Here is a 6,452-nt window from a genome sequence, read left to right on the forward strand (position 1 = left end):
TATCCCCCTTTTGCCTCTTTCGCCGCCCTCTGCGGGCTTTTGTGCTTTTGGACGAAGCGAGCGTGGAGGAGAGGAAGTGTGTGGGCTACGGCCAAGAGGGCTTGCTTCTTTCGCTTGCCCCGGGAAATGAGCCGATGATAGAAGGCCCGCATGACCGGATCACGCCGCACCGCCACCATGGCCGCCATGTACAGCTTCCTCCTGAGGATGGGCGGCCCCTTCCGGGAAAGCCGCGTCCGCTCCACCGTCTTCCCCGACTCCTCCCTTTCAGGAACGCGGCCTTGGCCCGGCCCCAGACCGCCCGGGGCAAAAAGGCCAGCACCGCCGCCGCCACCTGCGGCCCCACCCCGGCAAGCTCCTGCAGCACCCCGGCTTCGGGAATTTGCCCCAGAAGAGCCTGAATCTGGGCCTCCACTTCCTCCACAAGGGCCTGCACATGGGCCAGTTCCCGCTGAAGGAAGGGGATCACCCGCCCGCTTCCCGCCCACGCTGCCGCCTCCAGCTGGTTCCGGATGGCCTGCGCCCGCTTGGCCAGGTCTTCCCTGTATCCCACGAGCTCTTTAAGCTCCCTAAGGGTCTTTTCCGGAAGCGTGTAGGGCTTGAGATGGTCCCGGTAAACCTGGGCGTAGCGGGCGAGGAGCAGCGCGTCTTTTTTGTCGCTTTTGTTGCGTTCCCCGGCTGCCCGGCGGAAGGAGGCGACCTGGTAGGGGTTGACCAGGGCCACCCGGAAGCCTTTTTGGGCCAGAAGGGTGACGAGGGGCAGAGGGTAGGCGCTGCTGGGCTCCAGGGCGATCCAGGCTGGGCGTTGCTGGAGGAGGGCGGCCAGGAGGGATTTTCTTCCTTCTTCGGTGTTGGGGAAGCGGAGGGTGCGGTTCAGTTCAGGGCCGAGAAGGGCCAGGTCCAGGTGGGCTTTGCTGACGTCTATGCCTGCGAAGACCATGGTTGGCCTCCTTTTGGTAGATTGAGGGAGGTGGCCACCTGACCCCGTGTGCCGAGCATGTGGATGCGGTCGTGTGCGACCGGGATGCCGTACGGCAGGTAGGCCGGGGCAGGTGGCCGCCGATCACATTTGCGGGCGTGAAAAGCCCGGCGCTTTTAGCGGTTACACCCCCCTCACTTGGGCAAGATACATGCGGCTTTGTGGGCTATTTCCCAACTATTTGCACCTCCTCCACCCGGAAGCTTTCCCCTTGCCGCACGCCCTCCACCAGGAGGATCCTGGCGTCCCGCAGGAGGCTGTACCGCCTGGCCCAGACCTCGGGGGGGATCACCGCCTGCAGGCGGTAGGGGCCGTCCTCCAGGACGAGGAAGGCGTACCCCCGGGCGGTGGGGGGCTTTTGCCGAGCCACCACCAGCCCTGCGGTGAGCCCAGGTCCCTCCCCCAGGAGGGGGATGGGGGTGGCCCCGAGTTCCTCCAAGAGGCCCCGCAGCAGGTCCATGGGATGGAGGGGGAGCTCGGAGAGGCCCTTGGCCTCGAGGTCCAGGGCCAGGCGCTCCCCCAGGCCCAAAGGGGGAAGGGGAGGGGCGGGCGCCTCCAGGGCCAGGAGGTTCCCCCCGGGAAGCCCCGCCCGGTAGAGGGCCTCCCGTCGGGGCAACAGCTCGTCAAAGGCCCCCGCCCGGGCCAAGGCCAGGAGGAGGTCCTGTGGAGGGTCCAGTCGGGCGCGGAACTCCTCTAGGGAGCGGAAGGGGCCCCGGAGGCGCTCCTTGAGGACCGCCCTGGCCGCCGCCTCCGAAACCCCTTTGGCCTGGGTGAGGGGTGGGCGGAGGGCCTTTACCCCACCCTCTACCTCCACCCGGTAGTGGAGCCCCGAGCGGTTCACGGAAAGGGGCAGGAAGGGGACCCCAAGGCGCCTTGCCTCCTGGCGGAGGGTGCTAGGGGGCCACATGCCGGGGGCCTCGTTGAGAAGCCCGGCCAGGAACTCGGCCGGGTAGTGGGCCTTGAGCCAAAGGGAGGCGTAGGCGTGGCGGGCGAAGGCGTGGGCGTGGCTCGCCGTGAAGCCGTAGCCCCGGAAGCCCGCCACCCTGCGCCAGAGGCCCTCCGCCTCCTCCCCTCCAAGCCCAAGCCGCGCCCTGACGCCCGCCAGGAAGCGCTCCCGCAAGGGCGCAAGGTCCTCCTCGTCCTGGGCCCTGCTTAAGGCCTTGCGGAAGGCCTCCGCCTCGGGCCAGTCCAGTCCCGCCCCGTGGTGGAGGAGGCGGAGGAGCTGCTCCTGGAAGAGGAGGACGCCGAAGGTCTCCCCCAGGATCTCCTCCAGGAGGGGGTGGGGGAGGGGAGGCCCGCCTCCCTTCCGGCGCCTCTCCAGGTAGGGCCGCACCGTGCCCGACTGGATAGGCCCTGGGCGGACCAGGGCGATCTGGTGGGCCAGGTCCATGAGCCCCTTGGGCCGAAGCCGCCGGCTCATGGCGGTCTGGGCAGGGCTTTCCAGCTGGAAAACGCCCAGGGTTTCCCCCCGCCAGAGGGGGCGGTAGACGGCCGCCTCCTGGGGGAGGTGGTCTAGGTCCAGGTAGACCCCCTCCGTGCGGAGGACCTCCTCCCGGGCCCGCTCCAGGGCAGAGAGCATCCTAAGGCCCAGGAGGTCCAGCTTCACCAGGCCCAGGGCCTCGAGGTCGTCCTTGTCCAGGGTGAGCATCCGGATCCCCCCGCTCGTGCGGACCACCGGGGCGTACCGGGCCAGGGGCCCTGGGGCCACCACCACCCCGCCCACATGGGGCATCAGGTGGCGCACGTGCCCCTTCTCCATGCGGGAGAGGAGGGAGAGGAGGAGGCGCTTCACCGGAGCCTCCCCCAGGACCTCGGCGAGGAGGGGCTCCGCCTCGGCGGCCCGGTGGGGGGCGAGGTGCCGGAAGTCCCGGCCCAGGTGGCGGGTGAGGCGGCGGCGCAGCTCCGCCGGCAGGCCCAGGGCCCGGCCCAGGTCCTGGAGGGCTAAGGGGAGCCGGTAGGTGACGTAGGCGGCGGCCATGGCCTCCCGGGCGCCGAAGGCCTCCTCCAGGTGGCGGATTACCTCCTGGCGCCTCCGGCTTCCCAGGTCCAGGTCGATGTCGGGAAGGCTTTTCATCCCCCCGTGGAGGAAGCGCTCAAAGAGGAGGCCCTCCCGCACCGGGTCCACGGGGGTGAGGTCCAAGAGGTGGGCGAGAAGGCTCCCCACGGCGCTCCCCCGGGCGGCCACCAAAAGGCCCCGGCTCCGGGCCCACCGGGCCACCTCGTGGGCCAGGAGGAAGAAGCCCGCCAGGCCCAGGGCCTCCACCGTGGCCAGCTCCTCCTCGAGCCGCTTCCGGTAGGCGGGGCGGCCGGGATAGCGGGCCTCCAGGGCCTCCCAGGCCAGGCGGCCAAGCCGGCCCATGGGGGTCTCCCCGGGCGGGAGGGGCACGGGCGGGTCCAGGATCCGCTCGGGGAGGAGGGGAAAGGCCAGGGACTCCGCCAGGGCCCGGGCGTTGGCCCAGGCCTCGGGGAAGGGGATCCGCTCCAGGGCCTCCTCTCGGGAAGGGAGGGCAAAGGCCTCGTTGCGGGGGCGGTCCGGGTGCGGGGTCTCCACCCCGATCCCCAGGCGGGCGCAGGTGAGGGCGTCCAAGAGGGGGTAGAGGTCGGGGCTGGCCATGCGCACCTCGAGGGCCGCGGCGTAGGGCAGGCCCCGGTCCTGGGCCAGGGCCCTCAGAACCCGGACCCGGCGCCCGTCCCCGGGGAGGCGGTCGTGGTAGAGGGTGAGGAAGAGCCGGTCCCGAAAGGCCCCCTGGAGGGCCCCAAGGAGGCGGTCCAGCTCCTCCAGGCGCCGCTCGGCGAGGAGGCGGCTCGGAAACCCCTCCCGCCCCCCGGTGAGGAGGACCAGGTCCTCGCTCTCCGCCAGGAGGGCCTCCAGGGGGAGGCTTCCCTCTTCCAGGGCCCGGGTGAGGTGTTGGGAGAGCCTCCCGTACCCCTCCCGGGTCGCCGCCAGGAGGCGCACCGGGAAGGTACCCGCCGGGGTCCTAAGGGGGAGGCCCGCCCCCAGGAGGGGCACCACCCCCACCTCCCGGGCCCGGCGGAAGAGGCGCACCCCGCCCGTGAGGGCGCGCCAGTCGGTGAGGGCCAGGTGGGTGTGGCCCAGGGCCGCCGCCCTCTCCAAGAGCCTTTCCGGGGAGGACACCCCCCGGCCGAAGTAGGACTCGGCGGAAAGGAGGGCTAGTCCAGGACCCGGCTCAATACCCATCCTTCTCCCTCCCGGAAGACCTCCAGGACCAGCCCCCCGGCCACCTCCAGGAGGAAGTAGTCCCGGCCCTCCTCCCCAAGCCACCACCTCCCCCCAGCCCTCCAGGCGTCCAGGAGGCGCACCACGGACCGCCTACCCCGAAACCCCACCCAAAGCGGCCTCTTCCCTTCGCACCCCACCTCCACCGGCAAGAGGTAAAGCCGCATCCTCCACCTCCCAAGGGACGAGCCGGAAGCCCCGCTCCGGGGCCAGGGCCTGGGGGTCCACCACCTGCACCCGGAAGAAGGCCCCGGGGAAGCGGGCGAGGACCTCCTTAAGGCCCTCACCCGCCCTCCGCCACAGGCCCTCCTGAAAGCCCGGGCGGAAGAGGCCCACAAGCCTCGCCCGCACCGCCTCCAAGGGGAGGCCCCCCGCGCCGCCCTTCCGGAAGGCAGCCTCCAGGGCGAGGCGCACCCCTTCCTCGGTGTGCAAGGGTTCCCTGGCCAGCCAGGTTCCCCGGAAGCGGAGCCCCCCCGCCCAGACCTCTACCTCCGCCCTCCGCGCGGCCCGGCCCTCGAGGCGGGCGAAGAGGCGGGCTCCCAGGTGGCGGAAAAGCCCAGCCGAGGCCTCCGCCGGGGGGTCCAGGAAGGCCTCTGCCTCCAGGGTCTCCTCCTCGAGGAAGCGGGCCACCCCCTTCCGCCAGGGGCCGAAGAGGTAGGGGAGGAGGCGGGGGGCTTCCGGCAGGTAGGCGGCGAGCTGGGGGGGCTTCCAGCGCCTGAGCTCCCCTACCCGCTTTAGGCCCAGGAGGCGCAGGCGGGCGAGGCCCTCCGGGGTCAGACCCACCCCCCGGAGGAGGTGAAGGGGAAGCCTGTCCAGGAAGGCCTCCTCTTTCCCCTCCGCCACCCCTCTGGCCTCCCCTTCCCGGGCGGACCAGGCGGCGAGGAGGGCCACCTCCCGCCAGGCGGCCACCCCCACCCGGGCCCCGTGTCCCCGGGCCAGGAGGCGGGCCTCGGGAAGGGAGAGGCGCAGGAGGGCCACCCCGGGCTCCAGGGGCTCCACCCAAGGGGTGAGGGCGTGGAGCTCCCGGAGAAGGTCCTGCCAGAGGGCGGGGGCCTCCTGGGGGTAGGGGTGCAGGGCGAGCCCGGGCACGCGGGCCAGGGCGGCCTCCGGGGAAAGGCCGGGGAGGATTCCGAGCCTCCGGGCCAGGGGGCAGGCGGCCACCACCCGCCCTCCCCGGTGCACCGCCAGAGGGGGGGTTTCCCCTTCCCGGCGGAGGAGCCATATGGGCCAGGGAAGGAAGAGGGCTGCGGCCACCAGGGGGGAAACCTCGGACTTCATAGAGGCCTCACCGCTATACCTGTTTTATAGCAGGTATACTGGGCTTCGGGCAAGCCCCCCTCAGCGGCGCTCCAGGAGGCCGAGGGCCTCGAGGCCCTCCCTTCCCCTCAGGAGGAAGCGGAAGACCCCCTGCACCTCCACCTCCCGGGCGGGCAGGCGCAGGGTGGGGTAGGCGGGGTTGTGGGGCTTGAGGACCACCTCCTCCCCCTCGGGGTAGACGTACTTGAGCGTGGTCTTCCCCTGGTGGAGCACGGCGGCGATCTCCCCCCGCCTCGGCCTTACCCCCCGCTCCACCACCACCACGTCCCCCTCCAGGAGGTACTCCGCCATGCTGTCCCCCTCCACCACCAGGGCGAAGAGGTTGGGCCGGCCGGGGATGGGGATGAGCCCCTCCACCTCCTCCAGGGCCTCCTCCAAGGGGCCGGCGGGGATCCGCCCCACCACCGGGATGGCCAGCCCCGCGAGGAGCCTCCCTTCGGGGGTGAGCTCCACGTGGGTGGGGCGGCCGTGGCCCCTAGGGTGGAGGATCACAAGCCCTTTGCGGGCCAGGGCCTCGAGGTGCTGGCGCAGGGTTTGGGGCCTGAGCCCAAGGAGCGCGGTCAGGTCGTGGGAGGTGGGGGCAAGGCCCTCTCGCACCAGCCTGGCGACTCCCTCCAGCACGGTCCGCTGGCCCCTCGGCAGTTTCCTACCCATGCCCGCCTCCTTTACCTGTTTTATAACAGGCTACCCGCGAGCGCAAGAGGGACCTCCACAGTCAGCTTACCTCCGATAAGTCTCCGTCGGCATGGGTAGAAACTCAACTTCAGCCCTTCTCGCTGACACTCAATGAGCCCATAGACCACCAACCCCAAGGCCAGATGGGCCAGCAACCTGGCCCTACGCCAGTGCCGATGCCCCGTCCACCCCAGTTCCTGCTGAAGCCCCCGGAAAATCTCCTCAATCGCTTGCCGCAACCGG

The 6,452-nt window shown here is 71.3% G+C and carries 4 protein-coding genes and 2 pseudogenes; all 6 read right to left on the bottom strand.

The window, feature by feature from the left end; all coding sequences use genetic code 11:
- Positions 1-74 precede the first annotated feature (74 nt).
- Positions 75-940 (bottom strand): annotated as a pseudogene (locus H531_RS13555) (IS110 family RNA-guided transposase); the annotation flags it as partial.
- 205 nt (positions 941-1,145) lie between these two features.
- Positions 1,146-4,178, bottom strand: coding sequence for a DNA polymerase III subunit alpha (gene dnaE / locus H531_RS0111970; RefSeq protein WP_033399351.1), 3,033 nt, complete (start codon positions 4,176-4,178; stop codon positions 1,146-1,148).
- A complete protein-coding gene (locus H531_RS14070) occupies positions 4,151-4,300 on the bottom strand; it encodes a hypothetical protein (protein ID WP_022799556.1) in 150 nt (49 codons plus the stop codon). The genes dnaE and H531_RS14070 overlap by 28 nt, the downstream gene beginning before the upstream one ends.
- A gap of 10 nt (positions 4,301-4,310) precedes the next feature.
- Positions 4,311-5,495, bottom strand: a complete 1,185-nt coding sequence (locus tag H531_RS0111980; RefSeq protein ID WP_022799557.1) for a DNA polymerase Y subunit UmuC family protein — start codon at positions 5,493-5,495, stop codon at positions 4,311-4,313.
- 60 nt (positions 5,496-5,555) lie between these two features.
- Complete coding sequence (locus tag H531_RS0111985) at positions 5,556-6,188, bottom strand: LexA family protein (protein ID WP_022799558.1); 633 nt, start codon at positions 6,186-6,188, stop codon at positions 5,556-5,558.
- A gap of 20 nt (positions 6,189-6,208) precedes the next feature.
- Positions 6,209-6,452, bottom strand: a pseudogene (locus H531_RS14075) (hypothetical protein); the annotation flags it as partial.

This window comes from Thermus islandicus DSM 21543 (assembly GCF_000421625.1).
Taxonomy (GTDB): Bacteria; Deinococcota; Deinococci; order Deinococcales; family Thermaceae; genus Thermus; species Thermus islandicus.

Excerpts from the sequence above, each read along its gene's own strand:
- dnaE (WP_033399351.1), bottom strand. The coding sequence starts at position 4,178 with ATGGGTATTGAGCCGGGTCCTGGACTAGCCCTCCTTTCCGCCGAGTCC.
- H531_RS0111980 (WP_022799557.1), bottom strand. The coding sequence starts at position 5,495 with ATGAAGTCCGAGGTTTCCCCCCTGGTGGCCGCAGCCCTCTTCCTTCCC.
- H531_RS0111985 (WP_022799558.1), bottom strand. The coding sequence starts at position 6,188 with ATGGGTAGGAAACTGCCGAGGGGCCAGCGGACCGTGCTGGAGGGAGTC.